At 57.6% G+C, this 20679-nt stretch carries 16 protein-coding genes; all 16 read right to left on the bottom strand.

Features of this window, described 5'->3' with window-relative positions; genetic code table 11:
* Window positions 1-19: 19 nt before the first annotated feature.
* The 16 genes from wecB to JQ558_RS17020 all read right to left on the bottom strand — a co-directional run bounded on the left by wecB (window position 20) and on the right by JQ558_RS17020 (window position 20675).
* Window positions 20-1057, bottom strand: a complete 1038-nt coding sequence (gene wecB / locus JQ558_RS17095) for a non-hydrolyzing UDP-N-acetylglucosamine 2-epimerase (protein WP_212294322.1) — start codon at window positions 1055-1057, stop codon at window positions 20-22.
* On the bottom strand, window positions 1054-2118 hold the full coding sequence (locus tag JQ558_RS17090) for an NAD-dependent epimerase/dehydratase family protein (RefSeq protein ID WP_212294321.1): 1065 nt from the start codon (window positions 2116-2118) through the stop codon (window positions 1054-1056). Before JQ558_RS17090 ends, wecB begins: the two co-directional genes overlap by 4 nt.
* Window positions 2118-2966, bottom strand: a complete 849-nt coding sequence (locus JQ558_RS17085; protein ID WP_212294320.1) for a class I SAM-dependent methyltransferase — start codon at window positions 2964-2966, stop codon at window positions 2118-2120. Before JQ558_RS17085 ends, JQ558_RS17090 begins: the two co-directional genes overlap by 1 nt.
* A gap of 17 nt (window positions 2967-2983) precedes the next feature.
* Entirely contained in the window at window positions 2984-3913 is a 930-nt protein-coding gene (locus JQ558_RS17080; protein ID WP_212294319.1) for an NAD-dependent epimerase/dehydratase family protein, read from the bottom strand.
* Between the two features lie 14 nt (window positions 3914-3927).
* A complete protein-coding gene (locus JQ558_RS17075) occupies window positions 3928-4863 on the bottom strand; it encodes an NAD-dependent epimerase/dehydratase family protein (RefSeq protein WP_212294318.1) in 936 nt (311 codons plus the stop codon).
* Window positions 4860-6818 carry an asparagine synthase (glutamine-hydrolyzing) gene (gene asnB / locus JQ558_RS17070; protein WP_212294317.1) on the bottom strand — a complete coding sequence of 653 codons (1959 nt, stop codon included), beginning with the start codon at window positions 6816-6818 and terminating at the stop codon, window positions 4860-4862. Before asnB ends, JQ558_RS17075 begins: the two co-directional genes overlap by 4 nt.
* 40 nt (window positions 6819-6858) lie before the next feature.
* Window positions 6859-8076, bottom strand: coding sequence for a hypothetical protein (locus JQ558_RS17065; RefSeq protein ID WP_212294316.1), 1218 nt, complete (start codon window positions 8074-8076; stop codon window positions 6859-6861).
* Window positions 8077-8388: 312 nt separating this feature from the next.
* A complete protein-coding gene (locus tag JQ558_RS17060) occupies window positions 8389-9813 on the bottom strand; it encodes a hypothetical protein (protein WP_212294315.1) in 1425 nt (474 codons plus the stop codon).
* A 123-nt stretch (window positions 9814-9936) separates the two neighbouring features.
* Window positions 9937-11466: a hypothetical protein gene (locus tag JQ558_RS17055; protein ID WP_212294314.1), complete on the bottom strand. Its 1530-nt coding sequence runs from the start codon at window positions 11464-11466 to the stop codon at window positions 9937-9939.
* Between the two features lie 124 nt (window positions 11467-11590).
* On the bottom strand, window positions 11591-12739 hold the full coding sequence (locus JQ558_RS17050) for an N-acetyl sugar amidotransferase (protein WP_212294367.1): 1149 nt from the start codon (window positions 12737-12739) through the stop codon (window positions 11591-11593).
* Window positions 12740-12841: 102 nt separating this feature from the next.
* Window positions 12842-13600 carry an AglZ/HisF2 family acetamidino modification protein gene (locus JQ558_RS17045; protein WP_249142509.1) on the bottom strand — a complete coding sequence of 253 codons (759 nt, stop codon included), beginning with the start codon at window positions 13598-13600 and terminating at the stop codon, window positions 12842-12844.
* Window positions 13597-14241 (bottom strand): imidazole glycerol phosphate synthase subunit HisH, encoded by a 645-nt coding sequence (gene hisH, locus JQ558_RS17040; protein ID WP_212294313.1) that lies wholly within the window; start codon window positions 14239-14241, stop codon window positions 13597-13599. Before hisH ends, JQ558_RS17045 begins: the two co-directional genes overlap by 4 nt.
* A gap of 3 nt (window positions 14242-14244) precedes the next feature.
* Complete coding sequence (locus JQ558_RS17035; protein WP_212294312.1) at window positions 14245-15714, bottom strand: hypothetical protein; 1470 nt, start codon at window positions 15712-15714, stop codon at window positions 14245-14247.
* Window positions 15609-17021, bottom strand: a complete 1413-nt coding sequence (locus tag JQ558_RS17030) for a glycosyltransferase (protein ID WP_212294311.1) — start codon at window positions 17019-17021, stop codon at window positions 15609-15611. The genes JQ558_RS17035 and JQ558_RS17030 overlap by 106 nt, the downstream gene beginning before the upstream one ends.
* A gap of 1 nt (window position 17022) precedes the next feature.
* On the bottom strand, window positions 17023-17667 hold the full coding sequence (locus JQ558_RS17025; protein WP_212294310.1) for a gamma-glutamyl-gamma-aminobutyrate hydrolase family protein: 645 nt from the start codon (window positions 17665-17667) through the stop codon (window positions 17023-17025).
* A complete protein-coding gene (locus JQ558_RS17020; protein WP_212294309.1) occupies window positions 17664-20675 on the bottom strand; it encodes a PEP/pyruvate-binding domain-containing protein in 3012 nt (1003 codons plus the stop codon). Before JQ558_RS17020 ends, JQ558_RS17025 begins: the two co-directional genes overlap by 4 nt.
* Between the last annotated feature and the right edge of the window lie 4 nt (window positions 20676-20679).

The raw sequence follows: 20679 nt of genomic DNA, 5'->3' as shown, positions 1-20679 counted from the left end.
TCCCGAAGGGCCACGACGCCTAGCTCTTAAGCAGCTCAGCAATGCGGAACGCGGCGCGTCCGTCGCCATACTCGTCGATCGCACTGCGCTCGCCAAAATCCGGGCCTTTCCAAAGGCGATTCCAGCCGTGCGCGATCGTCTCGATCCACTCGGTCTCGTCCCGCAACGTCGTGCAGGGAACGCGATGAAAATAAGCCTCTTTCTGCAGACCTCCGGAGTCGGTAAAGACTTCGCAGGCGCCATGCAGCAGCTTCGCCATGTCGAGATAGCCGACGGGACCAATCACCTTGAGACCGTCGAAATCGATACCCATGCGCAGTGCGGTCTGGCGCGTTCGCGGATGGATCGGCAGGACGACCGGATAACGCTTTGCCTGTTGCTGCAGGAAACCAACGACCTCGCGAAGATTGGCAGGCTCGTTGGTGTTTTCGGCACGATGCACTGTCGCGACGCTGTAATTCTTCGGCGTCAGGTCGAGCTCAGACAGGATTTTCGAACCGGCTTCTGCGCGCTCGGTCGCGAACAAAGTCGCGTCAAACATCACGTCGCCGATCCGGTGCACGCCTTGCCGGATTCCTTCGTTGGCGAGGTTCTCTACCGCGGCGCTGGTCGGACAAAGTTGCAACGCGGCGAGGTGATCGGTCAGCACCCGATTGACCTCCTCGGGCATCCGCCGATTGAAGGATCGCAGACCCGCCTCGACATGTGCGATCGGGATATGAAGCTTGGCCGCCGCGAGTGCACCGGCGAGCGTCGAGTTGGTGTCGCCGTAAACCACGACCCAATCCGGCTTCTCCTCGATCAGCACAGGCTCGATCGCCGCCAGCATGCGGCCGGTCATCTCACCGTGCCCGCCGCCATTGATGTTCAAGCGGTGCCGTGGTGCGGGAATGTCGAGTTCCTCAAAGAAGACATCCGACATGTCCGTATCGAAGTGCTGGCCAGTGTGGACCATCACTTCGTCGATGCCATCGGTCCCCCGGATGGCGCGACTGACGGCGGCCGCCTTGATGAACTGCGGTCGGGCGCCGACGATCGTGAGTGCTTTGATTGTCAAGTGTAGGCCTTCACTTGTGGAATGAAACGCTCGTGCTGTCGCATGCAGCCGAGGATCTTTTCCTTGCGCGCCTTGGTCCAGGCGATCGTTGTCGCAAGCCCCTCCTCGTGGACGACATCGGCTTTGAAGCCGAGTTGCTTTGCCGCCTTGGACGGATCGCCGAACCGCTGCCCGGAGCGATCCCAGTCGCGCGCCGGCGCAAGGGCAATGGGCGTCGGATTTCCGGTCAGGGCGTTGATGCGCTCGGCCAGCTCCCGGATCGTCGTCTCCGCCCCGGACGCAAGATTGTAGATTTCGCCGGGCTCACCCCTGAGCGCGCAGGCCATCAGCCCTCGCGCCATGTCTTCAACAAAGATAAAGTCACGCGACGCAATGCCGCCGTTTTCGACCGGCAGCGCCTCGCCATGCAGGGCCTTCCAGATGAAAGTCGGCGTCACGTTGCGCCAGACGGTGTGCACGGTGCCGCGCCAACGCCCTGCGCCCAGAATTTCGCCGGGTCCATAGACATTCTGGAACCGCGCCTTCACGAACGGCAGCTTGTGACGCGTGAAATAGTAGTTGCCGTACATCTCGCCGACCAGCTTCGAGATCGAGTACGGGCTGTCGTGGAACAGGGACACGGGCGCGTCCTCGGTCGTCGCCGTCGCGCCATCGAAGGTTTTCTCGGCAACCGCGCAACCCGCCGCGGCGTAAACCACCTTGCGCAATGAGGACATGTCCTTCAACCGCTCGAACAGCTTCAGTGTCGTCAGCGTGTTGTTGGCGTGATCAGCCAGCGGATCGGCGATCGAGGACTGATTGCCGTGATAGCACGCGAGATGAAAGACGAAATCGAGATCGGCCGGGAGTTTCTGCAGGATCGCATCATCGGCAATCGATCCGAAGCGAAAGTCGATGTCATCGCCTTCCGGTACATTCGAGATGTCGGCCGATAGCAGGTTGTCGACGATGGTGATCTGCGCGGGCTTCTGCTCACGGATCAGGCGCACAAGGTTCGAGCCGACGAATCCGGCTCCTCCGACAACCAGAACCTTTGCGCCAGAGAACGTCTGACTGCTCATCAAAACACTCCTTGTGTCGTCGGCGGTTTGACCGCCTTGATGTTCAAATTCCAGCCCAAGACCCGCGACGGCCAGCATGTACTTGAAGGCGGCAGAACGCGTTCGGCCAACTTGATCAGCGGAGGCAGAATGAAAAGCTGGCGCCAGCTCAACTGCGTCAGCATGAACTCGAGCTGCGAAAATCGCGAGAACAGCGCGGCCGCCTCGCGGCGGCTGTAGACGAGTGCAAGCGGGCACGCATCGCCGTCATTCATATTCAGCGTTTCCTGCTGGGTCTTGCCGCGATAGTGCGGATCAACCAGGCGCCGCAATCGCAGCAACACCAGGTTCTTCCAGCTGTGGCGGTAATAAAGCATCACGATCAGGCGGCCACCCGGTCGCAGAACCCGGAAAATCTCCTCAACCATCGGACGTGGATCCGAAACGTGGTGCAGTACACCCATGGAGCAGACGATATCGAAGTGACCGTCCGGGAATGGAAGCTTTTTACCATCGACTTGCAGGAACTCACCTTTCAAGCCGCCGAGCTCAAATCGCTTGCGACTGAGGTCGACCGCCGTCTTTGTCAGGTCGACGCCGGCGACGGAGGCGCCATGGCGCGCATACTGATAGAGCACGTATCCGTTGCCGCACCCGATATCGAGAACCCGCAGGCCGTCCGCGGAGGAGTAGCCGTGAATGGCCTCCGACAGCGCATAGGGCTCGCAATTGTCGGCCTCTCGCAACGCGTCGAAGGCACGGAAATATGCGGCGGTGCCGAGCTCGGCGGGTATCGCCGACGCCGCGACGGGATTTTGCTCCCAGAACGCCTTGACGCGTTCGATCTCGACGGTACTTCCTTCAGGCATCCCGATTGCTCGAACCGTCAGCGCGCCGCGGCAAGATGACTGTAGATGTCGGTCACGCCGTGCGCGTCGTACCATGACAGCGTGCGCCGCATGGTCTCCGGGAACGCCATCTGCGCGCTCCAGCCCAGCACCGCCTTGGTCCGCGACGGATCCGGAACGACCGCGGGCACATCGTCGTCGCCGACCGGCACGACCTTGACGTTTGGATCGGGTGGCAGCTTGAGGTGACTGCGGACGGCGTCATAGACGTCGCGGATCGAATGCCCCTCTCCGCTCGACACGTTGAAGATTCCCGTTGGCGCATCGGCCTTCATGACAAGGTCGACCGCGGCGAGAAAGTCCGACATATCGAGGAAATCGCGCTGCGCGTCGGTGCAGAAACAGCCCTGCCCCGCCTTCAAGCGCTTGTAGAATGTCGGGATCGGGCCGATCGCCAGCCGTGGGCCGGTGACGTTGGCAAGCCGGAGCGAGGCAAACGGCAGCCCGCTCATTGCAAGATACTGCTCGCCGGCAACCTTCGAGATGCCGTAACTCGTGAACGGCCGCAGAGGATGATCGACCGGGATCGGCACAGTCTCCGGGCGGCCGTAGCAGAGCACGGTCTGGAAGTTCAGCAACCGCGAGACGCCGTGCCTGCGGGCCGCGTCGGCAACGTTGATCGTGCCTGCGACATTGGTCGCGGCATCTTCCCCCCAGTCCATCGGGTCCTTATAGGCGGCCGCCGAATGGACGACATGGCTCGGCTTGAACGAATCGAACGCCCGGTCCACCGCCACACGATCTGCAACCGAGCCTTCGACCAGCGACAGGCGCGGCAGCGCAGGCACGACCTCGCGCTTGCCGGTTGCGAAATTGTCGAGCACGAGGATGTCGTGCCCTTGCGGCAGCCAATGCTCGATCAGGTTCGAGCCCAAGCAACCGGCACCGCCTGTGATGAGGATACGCATGGGTGTACCTGAGTTCAGGAGCGAGCAACCTTGAGATGGGTGTAGCCGCCCTGCACGCCCTCGCGCTTCCAGCGCTCCACCGCAGCTTCGGCGATCTTCAACAGCGGCGTGAACTCGACCTCGCCGAAGTCGGCGAAGGTCCGCGACGGATCGAGCAGGATGGAGGCGGCATCATCCGGGCCGAGCGGCTTCACTTCCGGTTCCGGATAATCGTTGAGCTTCATCGCAGCGACGACGGCGTCATAGAGCTCGAGGATCGCGACGTCCTTGCCCGAAGAAAAGTGGTAGGTGCCGTGGCCAGTGCCGTCGGCCGCACGCACCACAACGCGGGCAAGATCCGGCGCATAACAGAAGTCGCGCCGCGCCGGGGTGACGAAGCATTTCTTGCCGCCCGACAGGCGTTCGAAAAAGATCGGAAGCGGCCCGGACACATTGCGTTCGCCGATGACGTTGGCGAGGCGGAAGGTCACCCAGTCGACGCCGGAGAACTGGACATAGTGCTCGCCCGCGGTCTTCGAAATCGCGTAGCTCGAGTTCACTGGGTTGATCGGATGGTCAAGCGTGATCGGCGACTGGGTGGGCTTGGTGCCATAGCAAAGTGCGGTCTGGAAGTAGACCAGTCGCGAGACGCCATGGGTCTTGCTCGCCTTGGCGATATTGGCCGTACCGGCGGCGTTAACCAGCGCATCGGTGCCCCAATCGTCGGGGTCCTTGTAGGACGCCGCCGTATGGATCACCACTTGCGGTTTAAACTCGGCAAACAGCTTGTCAACGACCGATCCATCGACAATCGTGTCCTCGATCAGTCGCAGATTCGCGTGCTGTGTGAGGTTGTCGCGCCGCCCCGTCGAAAAATTGTCGATGGCCAGCACCTCGTCGCCGCGCGCAAGCAGCATATCAATCACGGTCGATCCGACCTGGCCGGCTCCGCCGGTAACAAAGACCTTCATTGAACTGTATCCCTCAACGTAGCGCGGGCAGCCTGCTGCCCGGGTTTGAGCATTGCCTTAAACTCATTCGCCCGATCATGGAAGCGCTGATGCCACAATTCGAGCGACAGGAGCCCCCATGTCTTTCGTGAGAACTGCGAGGCACCCTGGAAGTTCGCCAGCACCACATCGGTGTTGAAGTAGGCCCGCTTGCGAGCGCGCTGCTGATCGAAAACATCGGCGACAAAGCCCTCGAGCGGCCCTTTGAACCATTCCTTCAACGGAACCGGAAAGCCCATCTTGTCGCGGCGCTCTACGATGCTCGCCGGCAGCACGTCGCGATAGGCGGTCTTCATCAGCTGCTTCATCTGACCGCCCTTGAATTTGACGTCCGCCGGCACCGTCGCCAGGAACTCGACAAGCGGATGGTCAAGCAGCGGCACCCGGCTCTCAAGACCATGCGCCATGCTCATCCGGTCCTCGACCTGCAGCAGCGCCGGCAACAGGCACTTGAAGTCGAAATGCGTCATCTTGTCGAAGTAGGCTTCCTTCTTGACATTGTCCTGGTTGTTGAAGATGTCGCGGAATGCCTCGAAGACGCGAGACTTATCCAGCGACAACCAGTCAACTTCGCCGACCATGTCGGTGGAGCGATCGACCAGCCTGAAGTAACGCTTGTCGATGTCGTCAAACAACCCGTCGCGCCAGAACTCCTTGATCATCGGCTTGTACTCGCGCAGCAAGCCAAGATTGGGGACGATGGATTCGATGGTGACGACGTAATTGCCCTTTTGATAGGTGCCGTCCATCGCGGCCTTGATGCACTGCTCGAAATAGGCAACGAGGTATCGCGCGTAACCGCCGAGCAGCTCGTCGCCGCCCTGCCCGCCCAATACAACTTTAACGTGCTTCGCGGCGAGTGCCGAGACCATATATTGCGGGAACGAGCCGGGACCGGCAACCGGGAAATCGAGGTGATAAATGACGTCGTTCAGCGATCGACGAAAATCCTCCGCCGTGATGTCGCTGATGTGGAGCGTCATGTCCGCGCGCTCGGCGACCTCGCGGGCGTAGTGGCTCTCGTCATAGCCCGGATACTCCGTGAAGCGACCATGGAAGGCCAGCCGATTGCGATGGTCGTGCTTGGAGGCCAGCAAGGCCACCAGACTAGAATCGAGACCGCCCGACACATAGCCTCCAATCGGCACGTCCGAGCGGAGATGGATGTTGAGCGAATCCGCGATCAGCTCTTCAAAACGGCTCTCAAAGTAGCGCGGGCTATGGTTGAAATCGACGTCGTACTGAACGTCCCAGTATCGCCGGATCGTAATGGCACCGGCGGAAACGACGAAGGTGTGCCCCGGCAAGAGAGCGCTAACGCCTTCGAACAGAGTTCGGGCGCCAATCGTGTATTGGAAGGTGAGGTATTCCGCGAGCGCAGACGAATCGGTTTTGATATCGCTCAGAAAGGGCAGCAGTGCCTTGGCTTCCGAAGCGAAGAAGATTCGGTCGCCCTGTTCGGTGTAATAGAACGGTTTGATTCCGAATCGATCACGCGCGGCAAACAACTTTTGATTGCGTTCGTCCCAGATCGCAAAGGCGAACATTCCACGCAGGCGCGAAACACAATCCTCCCCCCATCGATCATAGGCAGCGAGGATGACCTCCGTGTCGGAGGTCGAACGGAAAGTCCAGTGAGCGGCGAGCTCATTGCGCAGCTCGATATAGTTATAGATTTCGCCATTGTAGGTGATGATCGTGCCATTCGGCGCCCGCATCGGCTGCGCACCGCTAGCTGTCAAATCAATGATCGCGAGACGACGATGCACGAGGCCGACGCGTCTATCCGAGGACATCCATTCGCCGTCGCCGTCCGGGCCACGATGCGATATCAACGTCGACATCGCGCCAAGCGCGGACGCGCCCTCGGCGAAGGGAGCATTTTGCAGCGATACGAAACCGGCTATGCCGCACATACTAACGTCTTGCCTATGTAATTGTTGATCAGTTCAGGCTTCAGGATTTCAGGTGGGCCAGCACCGACCGCAATGGGTGCAATAGGGTCTTCAGCCACGCGTGGACCAGTTCGCGCGTCTCCGGTCTAGCACGGCCCAACACGGTTGAGAATAGCAAGCGATAGCAGCGCTCTATGATGCTTCGCTTGATCCAGCGGCGGCGTGCGCCCCACCCCGGGGCAGCCGCAATCTCGAAATCGCGATCGCACAAGTACGACAAGCTTGCGCTCTGGTCCGCTCGGAATCGGGCTGAGATGACCTCATCAAACTTTGCAACAAAAGCACGAAATGTGTTATCAGGATTGCAAGCTACTTCTCGATAAGCTCGCTCGATAATTTCGCGGGCGCGCGCTGGATCCTTGAGAACAGCGACTACCTCAGCGTGATTCGAGTGGTCCTTCATCAAAGGCACGTAGTGCCGCCAAGCCTGCATTCGGCCGGAATACTCACCTTCGTACATCACGAGCAGTGTCCTCAAGGCCGCAGCCTCAAAGCATCGAGGCGATATCTGGTTGAGGGAGATCTTGCCGTCTACATCCGCAAAATAAAGTTCCTTCAGGGTCCTAAATTGCGCACCCGGATTCCGACGCTCGTACGCGTCGACCGCCTGCTGGATTTCGCCGGTGAAGTCGAAGACGGAAGCCCCGCTCTCCACGCCCAACATTGCCTTGCAGGAGCGCACAAACTCCGTCCAGTTCTCACCATAGAGGCGGTCCTCTTCCCGGAACGAGATGTCGAGTGTGAGCCCATCGTTCGTTGCCTGCTCGCGGAATGCTCGACCAATCTCATACTTTTCTTGGCCGAGTTCGCCGAGCCATGCCGGCACCTTTCTGGCTCGGTATCCGACATCGATCCGGCGCTTTTCATAGGGCTCGACGTCAAGCTCGAGCAGGTGCTCCGGGACGTAGCCCGTGAGCACGTTTACCTTGGTCACAGCAGGAAGCTGTCCGGCCGGGTAGACTTTCTCGATCTCCTGTTCGGGAACACACGTGAAGAGGACGTCGATCCCGATTTCCCGCATTGCCGCAATCGTCGCGTCAACGAAACGATACTCGTCCTGGATAAAGATTGCCTTTAATCCGCGAAAGTTCGCCAGGGCCTTGCGCGTGCGTGAGCTCACGTAGCTGTCGTTGCAGGCGATCAGAGAGTAGTGAACGATCACTGCATCGAAATGATCTAGATCGAGCCGCGGTGGCAGATCGCCAAAGATCGAGATCATTCTGATCCTGTGGCGGGAGCACACGATCAGAGAGTCGATGTGTTGACGCACGGTCGCAGCACCGTCCTCGCGATAGTCGCAGAGAAGCAGTATCTCTCGCCTCACGAGGCGATGCGCCTTGCGCGCACGAAGACGATCGGGCCCGCCGACAAAATCATCGCCCGTGACTTGAATCCAGCAGGCAGCAACATCTGCAGGAACTCGCCACGAACATTTCCCGATCTATCATATTGATGGAACAATCTCTCAGGCGCTTTCTGCAACTTCACAAGTCGAGCAAGGCGTCGCTTCTGGCGATCCTTCCGGCCCATACTAGATGCCCAGATGGCGCCGCACTCGTTTTCGAAGAGGCATAGGGAGCCGCTTGTAGGCCCAAAAGGCAAAAGGATAGTGCTTGGCAAGCCTTTCCGGTCTCGGCACAGCGGTCTTGTGCTGAAAGTCTGCTCCCCCTTGGGCCGGCATATTATGCTGAAACTCTGTCGTCCCTTGGGTTGAGTTCCTGAACAGCGTTACGGCATCCAACGGCAGATCGGTCGCCGCCTCTTGCACCAATGTTCCTTGCACGGCTTTCGCGCTCGAATTAAGTCGATGCGTCTTGGCCCGGAATTCAATCCACCGCGGATCAACGCGCTTCGGAAACTCTTCCAGAATGGTTTCTTCAATCATCCGGCCGAATGCCTGGTAACCGTATTTCTCCGGCCTTATCAAGTGCCGATAGGCGCGATCGGCCATGGCGGCCAGGTATTCAGTATCGCCAACTTTTGAGAGCACTTCGTCGACGTTCGAAAAATCCTTTTCGAGTGGCAAATAGTGGGCATCAGCTTCCATCGCGCCGGAATAATTTCCTCGGAACAGAATCATTGGGGTCATCATCATGGCCGTCTCGAAAGCGCGGGGAGATATCTGGCCCATGTCAAATGATGCCTCGATGGGACGTGTCACGTCCTCGAACTCCTCATATGTCGCCTTGCGGCGTTGCGCTGCCTCAAATTGCTCAATCGTTTTCTCGAACTCCCCGTCGAAATCGAACAAATTAGATCCGCTTTCACATCCCAGCATGGTGCGGCTGGCGCCGAGGAATTCAAACCACGCCTTTCCATAAATCCGGCTTGCATCATCCATCGCAATATCGTGCGGAATATTGCGCGCGCTGCAAAGCTCTGCCATACGACGGCCGATCTCGTATTTATCGAAACCGAGCCGTCCGTACTTCGGCCCGAGGTTGCGGCCGCGATAAGCAACGGAGACCCGGCGCTCATCGAGCGGCACAATCGAGGGGCGGCGGTCCAGGAGACCTTCCGGCAGATAGCCGGTCAGAGCATTCACAATTCTGAGCCCAGGAAGCTCAGATGCTGGATAAGCGAGATGCCAGAAATCGCAAGGCACAGGCGTAACCAGGACATGAAAGCCGAGCCGCCTCAATTCCTGATGGAGCCGGGCCGTACGGTCATAGTCGTCCTGCACCGAGATGATCTTCAGACCTCGGAAATTCAGCAGCGCCTGTTTGTAGCTATCACTCACATAGTCGTCCAAGATCAGGCGACAACAATAGCTGTGGAAGATGACGTCATATTCGTTCAGGTCGAAGTTCACCTGTGCGCCACCCGTCACGTGAACATAATCGACATCGAATTTCGTAAACTTCTTCAAAGACAGCAGATACTCCATCGTAGTCGACACGTAGGTCGACGAGCTTGAATAAGCCACGATGATTCGCTTGGGAGTTGTGTTGACCATCACGATGTCATGCAAAAAGAGAGGAAGGATCGCGCCAGGTATTCACTTGTCACATTGCAGCAAAACGGATGTGCAATCACGACGGCTGACGAACTGCCGGAGGCACCTGGCTATTCAAAACCGCTAGCCTTGGGAGCGCGGCGGGCGGCTGGCAAAGTCACGCAGCCTTCGTAGAGCCATATCTGCCGCAGGACGCGCCCAACCTGGCAATCGGCGGTAAACTCTCCGCGCAAGCGAACCGCTCCTGAACACCGGCAGCGAAACACCCCAAGATGACTTTGTCGCAGCAGGATCCTTAACAAATCGAGATCGCACGCGTTGCGGGGCATCACGCAGGCCGTCGCTCGACATCGGCCGGTTCGTCAGCCCCCCAAAGTAGCAACCATCATAATCCGGGCTAGAAGACATATCGGTATGTCTACTTCCTGCTGCGGGCAAGACGGAATCCAGATGCTCGTCAAAACCTGCAACAAAGGCTTTATAGGACCAGCGACCAGACGAAATAATATCGCGGTAGGTGCAATCAACCATTCCTTCCAATTGATCGAGCCTTGAAAGCCGTTCGATGACGGATTCCAGATTCGAAAAATCCTTCTTCAGAGGCAAATAGTGGACGTCGGGTTGAAGCAATCCACTGTACTCTCCTTCGAACAATATCAGCGCCGATTTCGTCGCGGCCGCCTCGAAGACACGAGGCGATATCTGGTTCATCCGAATCTCGCTTTCATGCGAAGCCAAATAGCGTTCTCGTATCTGCTCGTATGTGAGCCACGGATTTTCTGTAAGTGCGGCCTGGACTTGACGCCCGATGCTTCCGTCATCGTCGAAAACGTTCGATCCGCTTTCGCTGCCTAGAACCGCCCTGCAGTTCGAAAGAAAATCGTACCAGGCATCACCATAAATGCGCTTGTCTTCCTCGACTTCGATGTCGTGCGGTATGCCTCTCGTTTGGCACTCCTGACGCATTCGGTAGCCAATCATGTACTTGTCTTTGGCCAGATCGCCGAATCTGAACGGCAATGGCCTGCCTCGATAACCAATATGGATCGAACGCTCGCCAAGCGGCTTGTAACCTCCCATCTTCTCGAGCCGTTCGGGTACATATCCGGTCAGATTGGTCAAAAATCTCACCCGTTTGAAACGGCTTGAGGGGTATATTTTTTCCGATTGACCATCGGGGATGCAGGTAAACACCGTGTCGATGTTGAGCGTCTCTATCCATCGACGGGCGCGCTCGGTGTACTCGTATTCGTCCTGGATAAACAGCACTCGATGTGCACGAGCGCTGGAAACCGCAGCAGCGACCTGCGGCGAAATGTGCTGCTCCAAGGAAAGCCGTACCGAGTAGTGAATCACAACGACATCGAACCTCTCGATATCGTAAAGGCAGTCGACGGCATCGACAGCGGTCGCGTAGTACACATCATTTTGAGAATACGTTCCGAAAGAACTGATGTGCTCCATTACGGTCGAGGTAAAGAGGGCATGGGGCGAATACAAGACGAGTATCGACAACCGCCGTCCGCCGGTCTCTGACTTCGATTTTGTAAGACGTTTTTCCTGCAAAGTAACAAACTTGCTATGATGATTTTGTGATTGAGCGGCCAACCGCCCTCCGATCTCTGGTTCTTGATCAGGCTTCGTTTCGGCCACTCTTAATCTTGGCAACTGCCACAGAGTTCAGCAAACGCAAAGCTCGGGCCAGCGCTGCTGGACGACGACCCGCCGCGAGCGCTGAAACGAACCCCGAAGGATGCATTGGCTTGGTAAACACTCATTAGAAGCCAAGGTGCTCCCGAAGAATTCTGAAACGCTCTCTGAAGCTCGTGGCCCAGCGTATTTTATGCATCCACTCATTGGTCGGATATTCGCGATGCGCTTTGAGCGGCGCCCCCAGCAATTCCCCAAACTCAGTTTCCGATAGTTCGAGCTTCTTCAAAACGAACGCCCGATCCTTCGCGATATCTTCGGCAAAGTAGGATGGTTGCTGAAGTTCGGCGAGGGCCTGGTCTCTCGTCATCTCTCCCGATGCCACCAGGCTAGCCAGGTGAGCGCGCCGTTTGTCGAACCCGAAACGCGTCGGCAAATAGTACCCTTGGAAGAATTTTGTGAACCGCGATTCGTAGTGCTTTCCCCCGTAATAACGCCAGCCAAATCGCTTCTCGAGATACTCAATCGCAGACCGTTTGCTGAAAGGCATAAGATCAAGCGGCGCCACGATCTTCAGGCCAAGAAATTTTGGAAGATAGAAATTGAAGTACCAAAAGCCCATCATGGGGAATTTTCTCAACGGTCGCTTTCCGAACTGCCGGTGAACTGCCCGAATGTGGGTCAGGTCGCCCGCGCTATAGCCCCAGGCGCTCGGCAGAATGGACTCCGTGGAGTAATTGCTCCCCGTCAAAACAAAGGGAATCCGCTGGCGCGCGGTCTCTTTGTACAGGGCTGCCAGGAAGGCGTGATCTTGTGGTATATCTTGATTGGGCACGCCTGCCCGCAGGAACGCGAGCTGCAAATCTTTCATCTCTTCCCAATCGACCACGACAGTGTGCAGATCAATCCCGAGTTTTGTGATCATCAACTCGATGTTTCTCACGGCGAGTTCGCTATTCCATCCCGCATCGACGTGGATAGCGAGGATCCTCAGGCCCCACTCTTCATGAGCCTTCATCAGGAGGTAGGAGCTGTCGACCCCGCCGCTGACGCCCAGAACGCAGTCGTACGCCTTTCCCTGACCTCGCTGCTTCATTTCAGCGATAAGAGCATTTAACTTTTTCTCTCCGCGTTCATCGGGAAGCCAATAATTGTCCCGGCGATCCATGATCAATTTGCAATGGTTGCAAATCCCGGATTCGTCAAAAACGATATTCTCATCCGTGGTGTCCATTACGCATCGGACACATACCTGATACCGCACGTCGCTATTCATCATCGTCCAACTTGATAGAGGTCGATTCAACTCACCGGCAGCCGCTACAGAGCTCGCACCAACCTGGATGTATCCTGGATAAGCACCGAACTTCAGAAACCGTCAGAACATCCGCTCCAACTTCTCGCGTTCCGGATAGGTAATCAATACGGCACGATGCTTTCCGTGCAACACAAACAAGCTGCCGGCCGCCACGGCAGAGGCGCCTACGTCTATGGCGCGCTTTAAGTCTTCGACTGAAGACGCGCCTCCGCAAGCAACGACTGGAACGTCGACATGCTGCGAGACGGAGCGTATCAAAGCATCATCGTAGCCCGCTCGTGTCCCATCTCGGTCGACGTCGTTCAAAAATAGCTCGCCCGCGCCGTACTCCACGCATTGCTTGACGAAATGTAGCGGGTCAAGGCTCAAGTTTTTTTTGTTTCGGGGGTCGAACACGCAATAAGCTCCGAATAGCTTTCTCTTGATGTTGACCGATACCACCACACTTTGGCTTCCAAACTCTTCGGCAACAGAGGAAATCAACCCGGGATTCTCAAGCGCCGCAGTGCTCAAGATGACTTTTTCAGCGCCGTTCCGGAGGACGCGACGCACCTGATCCAGGTTACGCAGGCCGCCTCCATAGGCAAACGGCATGAAGCATTCAGATGCGATCGAACTGATCAAATCGTAGTCGATCTCGCTTCGCTCTCTTGAGGCGCAAATATCCAAAAAGATGAGTTCGTCGACCTCTTTCTCGTTAAAAATCCGGACCGCGTTGAGCGGATCGCCAACGTACTTGGGGTCGGCAAACTTGGTGGTTTTGACGAGACGACCATGCTCAATAAGCAGGCACGGAATGATGCGCGGGATTTCCTTCAACCTTTTCCCCACCCCTCGTTCGACCACGCTCCCAACTCTTTCAAGTACTGCCTGAAGAACTGAAAGCCGAATTTATGACTCTTCTCGGGATGAAACTGAACCGCGAGGATGTTTGCTTGAGAAACCGCCGCAACAACAGATCCACCATAGTCGAGAGTACCTACGATCACGTCCTTGTCCGACGGCACAAAATGGTAGGAATGCGCGAAGTAAAATCGTGGCTTATGGCCGACTTCCGTCCAGATACCAGCCGACCCAGCATCGATAGAACGCCAACCCAGATGAGGGACCTTGAGCTTCGCTTCAGGGTCGGGCCGAAGCCTATTCACGTCACCTTTGATCCAACCGAGACCAGGCTCACGTCCCTCTTCACTGCGGTCCGCCAAGAGTTGCAGGCCAACACAAATTCCCAAGAGCGGGATTCGGTCCGCATGCACCCGTCTTTCAATAACGCCCAGCAACCCCGAACCGCGCAAGGCACCGACGCACGCGTCAAAAGCTCCGACGCCCGGCAAAATAAGCGCCGTCGCTTCCAGCAACGTCTCCGCGCTGTCGGTTATGACGGCATTGCCGCCGACGTGTTCAATCATGTTCCGGATCGAACCGAGGTTTCCGATGCCGTAGTTGATGATCGCGATCATCTATTAGCCGCGAATTTCGCTGTTCAGCCAGGGAGCCGCGCGCGAGATCAGGCGCCGAGCGCGCTGCTTAACGCCCACATTCAGGCGACGCAGCCATTGGGCCGTAGTCGTGCCGACGGGCTGGCCAAGGCGCGCGTTGGCGGCTTTGTGCTCCTCCCGCGCACGCCCATATATCTCATCTATTCCGACGATTTCTGCGTTTCGAGCAAGCCCGGAAGATAGTTGGAGAGTCTCCGATAATACCTGCTCCGCAAACGCACTGTAGGAGTACTTTCCGGATTGCACGATGTCCCGGTAGGCACGCCCAACGATCTCAGATCTATGAGTGTCCTGCTTCACGAGTGACATAATCTCCGCGAGGTTACTGAAGTCGCGCTTCAATGGCAGGTAATGGACCCATGGCTCCAATACGCCATTATAGTCTCCCTCAATCAACACCTGACATGTACCCGTCGCACACGCCTCGAGATGTCGAGGCGACAACGCAAATAGGGCGAAAGTCCCATCCATCCCGGGAAAACACTGAGATTCGATCTCCTCCAGGCTGGAGGCTGGATGTTTCTCCACATAGTCAAGCGTGCGAATTCGAATGGTGCCATCCCAATCCAGGATGCTGGCGCCGCCCTCAAGGCCAATTGTGTATTTGCAGCGCAACAGAAAATCGTACCACGCGTCGCCCATAAATACGTCTTCTGGCCGCGACGAAATATCCGTTCGAATACCTGCCCCTCGGGCATGCGCCTCGACACGATCTCCAATCTCGATCTTCAGGATGCCATGTCGTCCGAGCCAAGAGGCTTGCCGCCAGTTTCTTCCGCCCGCCCGATAGCCGATATCGATATCTCGGGCGTCACGACGCCCTGCTTGCAGTGCGTCGATCTTCCGCAGAGTTTGTTGCTCAAGATATCCAGTGAGGACCGTATAAAACTGCACTCTCTGCCTATCGACGAGCGGATATATCTTCGGCCATTCGCTTGCGGGAGCAACTGAGAAAACCGCTCTGACGTCGTAAGAATTAATGAAGTCGCATAACAAATCGGCGGAGATAAATTCGTCCTGGGGAACAGCAATCTTGATTGCCGGCGAATCACGCAAGAATTCAATCTGGCTACAAAGCAGGTTAAAGAGCGCAGGCCCTCCCCATCTGCCGCAAAAGAAAAGGTCATGAAAGACGATAATGTCGAAGGAAATATTCTTCGCATAATCCGGCAGATCTTTGTGCTCTAGATTTAGGTAGAAGACGCGATGCTGGGGCAAATGCCGCTCGAAACAATACAAGTGATCGTACGTTGCGATGCGCATCGTGGGCGCATTGTGCCAATAAACGACTAGAATATTCAGCTTTCGGTCTTGCATCGCAGACCAGTTCATGGTGGACTTACCTTCAAAATCTTTTTCAGGATGCTTTTGAAAGGTCGCGGCACTTTCGACCGAACCCCATTGATAGTTTTCTCCTCGATCCGGGACACCCACTTGGCTAGCGGGCTGTGGATGCTCACTTGCCGAGGCGCATTGGGCGCGATTGGCGCGTATAGTCGCGCCAGCTCTTCCGAGCTCTGCATGGCGGAGGCCAATCCGCGCAGCTCCAGTCCGGGAGCGCTGATGCCAAGGTCCCGCTTCAGGTGCGACGTGACCAGTTCAAACACGGCGTCGAACTTGCGATCATAATCATGTTCCAGGCATTTCTGCCGCATGATCAGCTGGTCGTTGTCACCAAGAACGCGCCGATCAAGCCGCCTGACTCCGTCAATGAACGCATCTCTTCCTGATGCTATGAGAAGCCCCGGCCCCGCTTCGGTTCTGAGTGCACTGAGATCAGTCGACACGACTGGAAGGCCAGCCGACTGCATCTCGAACGCCTTCAGGGGAAAGGTGTTATCTACCAGAATGGGGTCACTCTTGTAGGGTATTAGCCCAACGTGGGCGGCCGCAAAGATCCCGGGTAGCTGTTCGACGTCAACGGCTCCCTGATAGCTAACATTCTTGCGAGAGACGAGCAATTTCCAACGCTCGGCGTCGGAGGTGTCAGCAATTCCCGAAATCGGGCCGAAGAAGACAAAGTTCGTAGTGGGGTTGGCTGCGGCTGCGGCATCGAGCAATTCAAAGTCGAGCCTGTTGTTGATGTTTCCGGCATAGACTGCGGTTTTCTCCCAACCTTCGCCAAGCCGCACCACGGTCGCATCGCGCTCACGCGTATTGTAGAAAGCGAAGTCGCAGCCATTGGTTACGGCTGTCGCTACATCCTTCGCGAAAGGACGATGCGACGCAACGACGCCTTCGCTGACACCGATGACCAGATCCGAGATCGCCAACAGGCGCTTGAGCCGCTCAATGAAGCCTTTGGTCAAACGCTCGAAATAGAAATAGTTCTCGGTCGCGTGAAAAACACGCATGGACGCCGGCAAGATTTCCGAAGCAAACAGATAATCCGGATTATAGGTCCACAGAATCGGCCGCGAGTAACCGTGGGCGGCCATATCTTCGTGAAGCTGCTTTGCTTGCAGCATGCCTGTCGTCAGCGAGCAGATCGGCGGGTACGCCGCACGGACTTTCAGAATGCGTGCATTTGGAATGCGAGGCTCGGGCAGGGAAACCGATGGCTCGTCGTCCTTCATCAGGACCGGCTGCACCAGTACAACCGGCAAGTGTCGCGCCCAACGCGAGGCATAATGCCATCGATTACTGCGCATCTCCCACGGCCAGCTGTCATACATCAGGAAATATATGCAGTCTGCCTTCCCATCGCCAAAAGCCGGTGGAGCAACAACGGTCGCACTCATGCTAGGCAGTCCCCTTGAGCCGGCCCTCGATCGCGGCGGCGACGAGGTTGCGGTGAAAGGCAGGATCCGAAATCGGCCGCTCAGGATGCCACATCACGCCGAACCAGGGCAGCCGGCCATGATGCGCAGCCTCGACCGTGCCGTCGGGCGCAGTCCCCAGCGCGACGAGGTCCTTAGCCAGTCCGCCGCTCTGAATTGCCCAATTATGGAAGCTGTTGACCGAGCCGACACCCTGCAGGTATTCGCCGCGAATTGGGTGTGACGTAGCAACATGATCATGGGCCGGCACGAGCGTGCCTCCCAACTGAAGATTGAGCATCTGAAGGCCCCGACAAACAGCAAGCAGCGGTTTACTTCGATGCTGGCAGTACGCAATCGCGGCCTCTTCCAATCGGTCTCGTTCGGGCGCGGGATTTACCGCGCCAGGTAAGGTCGCAACGTCATTGCCGCCGGTGAGTATCACTGCGTCAGGAGCCAGCGCAGCAAGGTACTCGTCCGCTGACCTTACATTGTTCGATAACGCAACCGGAATGTGGCCGAGTTGCTCCATCATTGCAGCCCACGCCTGATCCAGTGCATCGCGCCGCTCACCCGTTTGCGAAACATCCACGCGTTGCGTCAAAGCGACCAAGAGACGTTTTGTCATGGGCGGGCCACCGCGCTCAACCGCCGCTCGCGACAGTTGAGTTCCACCAGTGGCGCATCGGCCAGCTCCTTGTAGCGGGATTCTCCGATGCCGATGGCTGCCGGCAAACCGAACTCGGCCGAACGAATTGCCATATGCGAATTGGCGCCGCCGTACATTGTAACAAGGCCGGCAATACGATGGCCGAATATCCAGTCAAATCCCGGATCGGCGCGTGGCACAATGACGATCTTTCCGGCAAGGTCGCCTGCCGCATCGTCGTCGCGCAGTGCGATCCCGGGCGCCGTTACGCACTTGCCGGTCACGAAATTCGGTTGGGTTTGTTGATGCTCGAAGCTGTAAAGATCGCCCGCGCGACAGATCAGCGTCGGCAACTCGACGAAACAAGCCAGTTGGGATTCTTCAGCTCCCGCGTCTGCTCGCGTGCGCAGTTGCTCCGCGTCGGCCGCAATACCGTGCGAGAAAGCCACGAGATCCGACAATTCGAGATTGGCGAGTTGCTCGCGCGACATGCCGATCGAAACACCCCAATTCGAAATGATATTCAGTGCTTCCGACAAAGCGCGCGTAAAGACAAACTTCGAAAGTTCGCGGCCCTGGATGGATTCGCGAAAGAACGCGTCTAACGTGTCCATCTCGACGTCAATTCCCGCAGCGCGCAGCCGGCTGGTAAGCGCGTTCGCTTCTGCAAGTGTCCAGATATGTTCGACATGCGGCTTGACTTTAGCGACATCGACAATCGGCTTCAAAAATCGATCTGGCATCTCGGCATAACACGCAGAAGCAATGTCGTAGGTGCCAGGACGCAAATGACCGTAGCGGCCGGCGAACTCCGCAAACGTGAGGTTCCCGGATCTCACGGCGACCGCATCTGACACGAAATCCTGGCTCACCGTGCTGATCGACTGTAGGAAATTTTCGACACGTTCATGCGACAGCACCTGCTCTCGAACCGCGCTGCGCAGCAATGTCATCGCGACAAATGCGCCGCGCGCGAGATGCGCGAACGGCAACGTGCCGTGCTCGCTGCATAAATCGATCAGCGCGAGCGCGCATGATAAATCGTTCTTCTTCGCCCCCTCATCCAGACGCTCGTCGAGCAACGATGAGAATGTCAAAGAGCCTTGGAGGTCACCATGTGCGCGACGAATGCCGGAAGCAGTGATATCTGCCAGGGCCGGCGCCATCGCGGCAAATCGCTCTCGACTATGACCGGCCTCATCAGCCAGTCGGGCGAGCTTCGCGTCAAGGTCAAAGGACCAAGCCGTCGGCACGACCTCGAATTCGACCTTGTCATGTAACTCCGGGTTACGCTCAAGGCGATCCAAACAGGCGTTGACAAGGTCCTTCGTCGTGCCATCGTCGATAACCGCGGGGACGAAGGAGTTGAAGCTCGCTCGTACGTCTACATAGGCGTGACCGGCAAATCGTCGGACCAGCGGCCAACGTCCGACATTTCGATAGCCATATTCGGCGCGCTGCCTGGCCCACACCTCGTCAGTGATCAAACGTCGGTAGAGATCGAATGCCAGGCGGCCGGGACGGATTCCGATGATCTCCGCTGGGTTCCAATCCGGCATCACGCCCCAGATCGTCCTGTCGCCAACCTGCGAGGGCGGCAAAGTCGCCAGTTCCTTCATCTGGCTTTCGACGAAGCTCAGCGCCTCCATCACCTGCCCGTCCGTCTCGCCGGTGCGTTCATGAGCGATAACCAGGGGCCTGACCTGGAGGACAAACACACGGCCGGCATGGTCTACGGCAAACTCCAGGTCAAGCGTGTCATTGTCGGAAATATCTTCGATCTCACGCGTCGCCTCGACCACATCCGCAATGAACTGCGGAACGCCGGAAACCACTATCGACGCGCCACGATACAATACGAGAGTCCGCTGGTCTTGCGCCCGGCCGCTCGTAACATCGTCGGTGCGGTCGCCTTCAGTCCAAGCCACCGTAATGTACGGGCCGCCAATGCGACCGGTACGCGTCAGCACGACCCCGCTCGCGCGAACGTTGCCCACCATCCGCTGGACCAGCACCTGATTGGCCGCATCGTGACCGTCGTACGATCCAATTACCTGTGCGATGGCCTCGCGCAGGGCCTCCTCATTGCCCTGAACATCGAGCTTGCTTTTGAACCTGCCGGCATTGCTGCTCGCGAAACTGTCTTCCGCCAAGGCGCTCGAACGGACCGCGAAGGGTCCTGTCCCGAGCGAACTTATTTCCCGCAGACACGCCTGGGCATCATCGTTCCAGCGGCCGACATCGATTCGAACCTGCTCCAAGATTATCGAGCGGCTGATACGTTCGCGCAGGCGTTCGAGCGTCTCCGCTTTGGTACCGAACAGGAACCGCGTGAGGTCCCGATCATCGTCGAGATCCGACCAGCAGCCATGCCCGTCAACGAGGTGGACGTTGTGGCCATCAGCGATCAGCGCACCCACAATCGCCGACAAGTGCCCTTGTCGCAATGCCGGATCGGCCGACACCTTCACAGTTCGCAGCGCCGGCATCATGCAAGCCGGGAACTTCACTGCGCCGATGAATTCAGCCCGCCGCCCCGGCCCGGCCATCCCGACACCAATCGCACGACCTTCGTCGATCCGTATCGCCTCGCGCTCCGTGCGACGGATCCCGGTCTCGTGCTCCGGCTGACTATCAATGGCAACGACGATCGCATAATCCGGAGCATCGGCCATCTTGCGCGCGAGCTCGGGCCGCAAGACGATATCGCTGTAACAAACGTAGCAGTCCCGGTCCTCGTCGAGCGGCGCGGCGAGCAACGACCCCGCAGCGCCGGTCTCGTTCCAGGCCGAATTCAGAACGAAGTTGACGCCGGGAAAGGCCTCCAAGACGCTCTGCATTTCATAGCCGCCAACAAATACGGTGCCTCCCGCCAATTTCTTGAACGCATGCAGAATCCAATCCAGCGTCTTGCGATCCCTGCCAACGACCCGAAGCGCGCTATGCTTGCGTCCGACGGACGGACGTCCGGCGCCAAGAATGATCAAGCGC

The sequence above is a fragment of the Bradyrhizobium sp. AUGA SZCCT0160 genome, assembly GCF_018130105.1.
Taxonomy (GTDB): Bacteria; Pseudomonadota; Alphaproteobacteria; order Rhizobiales; family Xanthobacteraceae; genus Bradyrhizobium.
The sequence above is the reverse complement of the archived record's forward strand: the minus strand, read 5'-3'. Positions and strand labels throughout refer to the sequence as shown.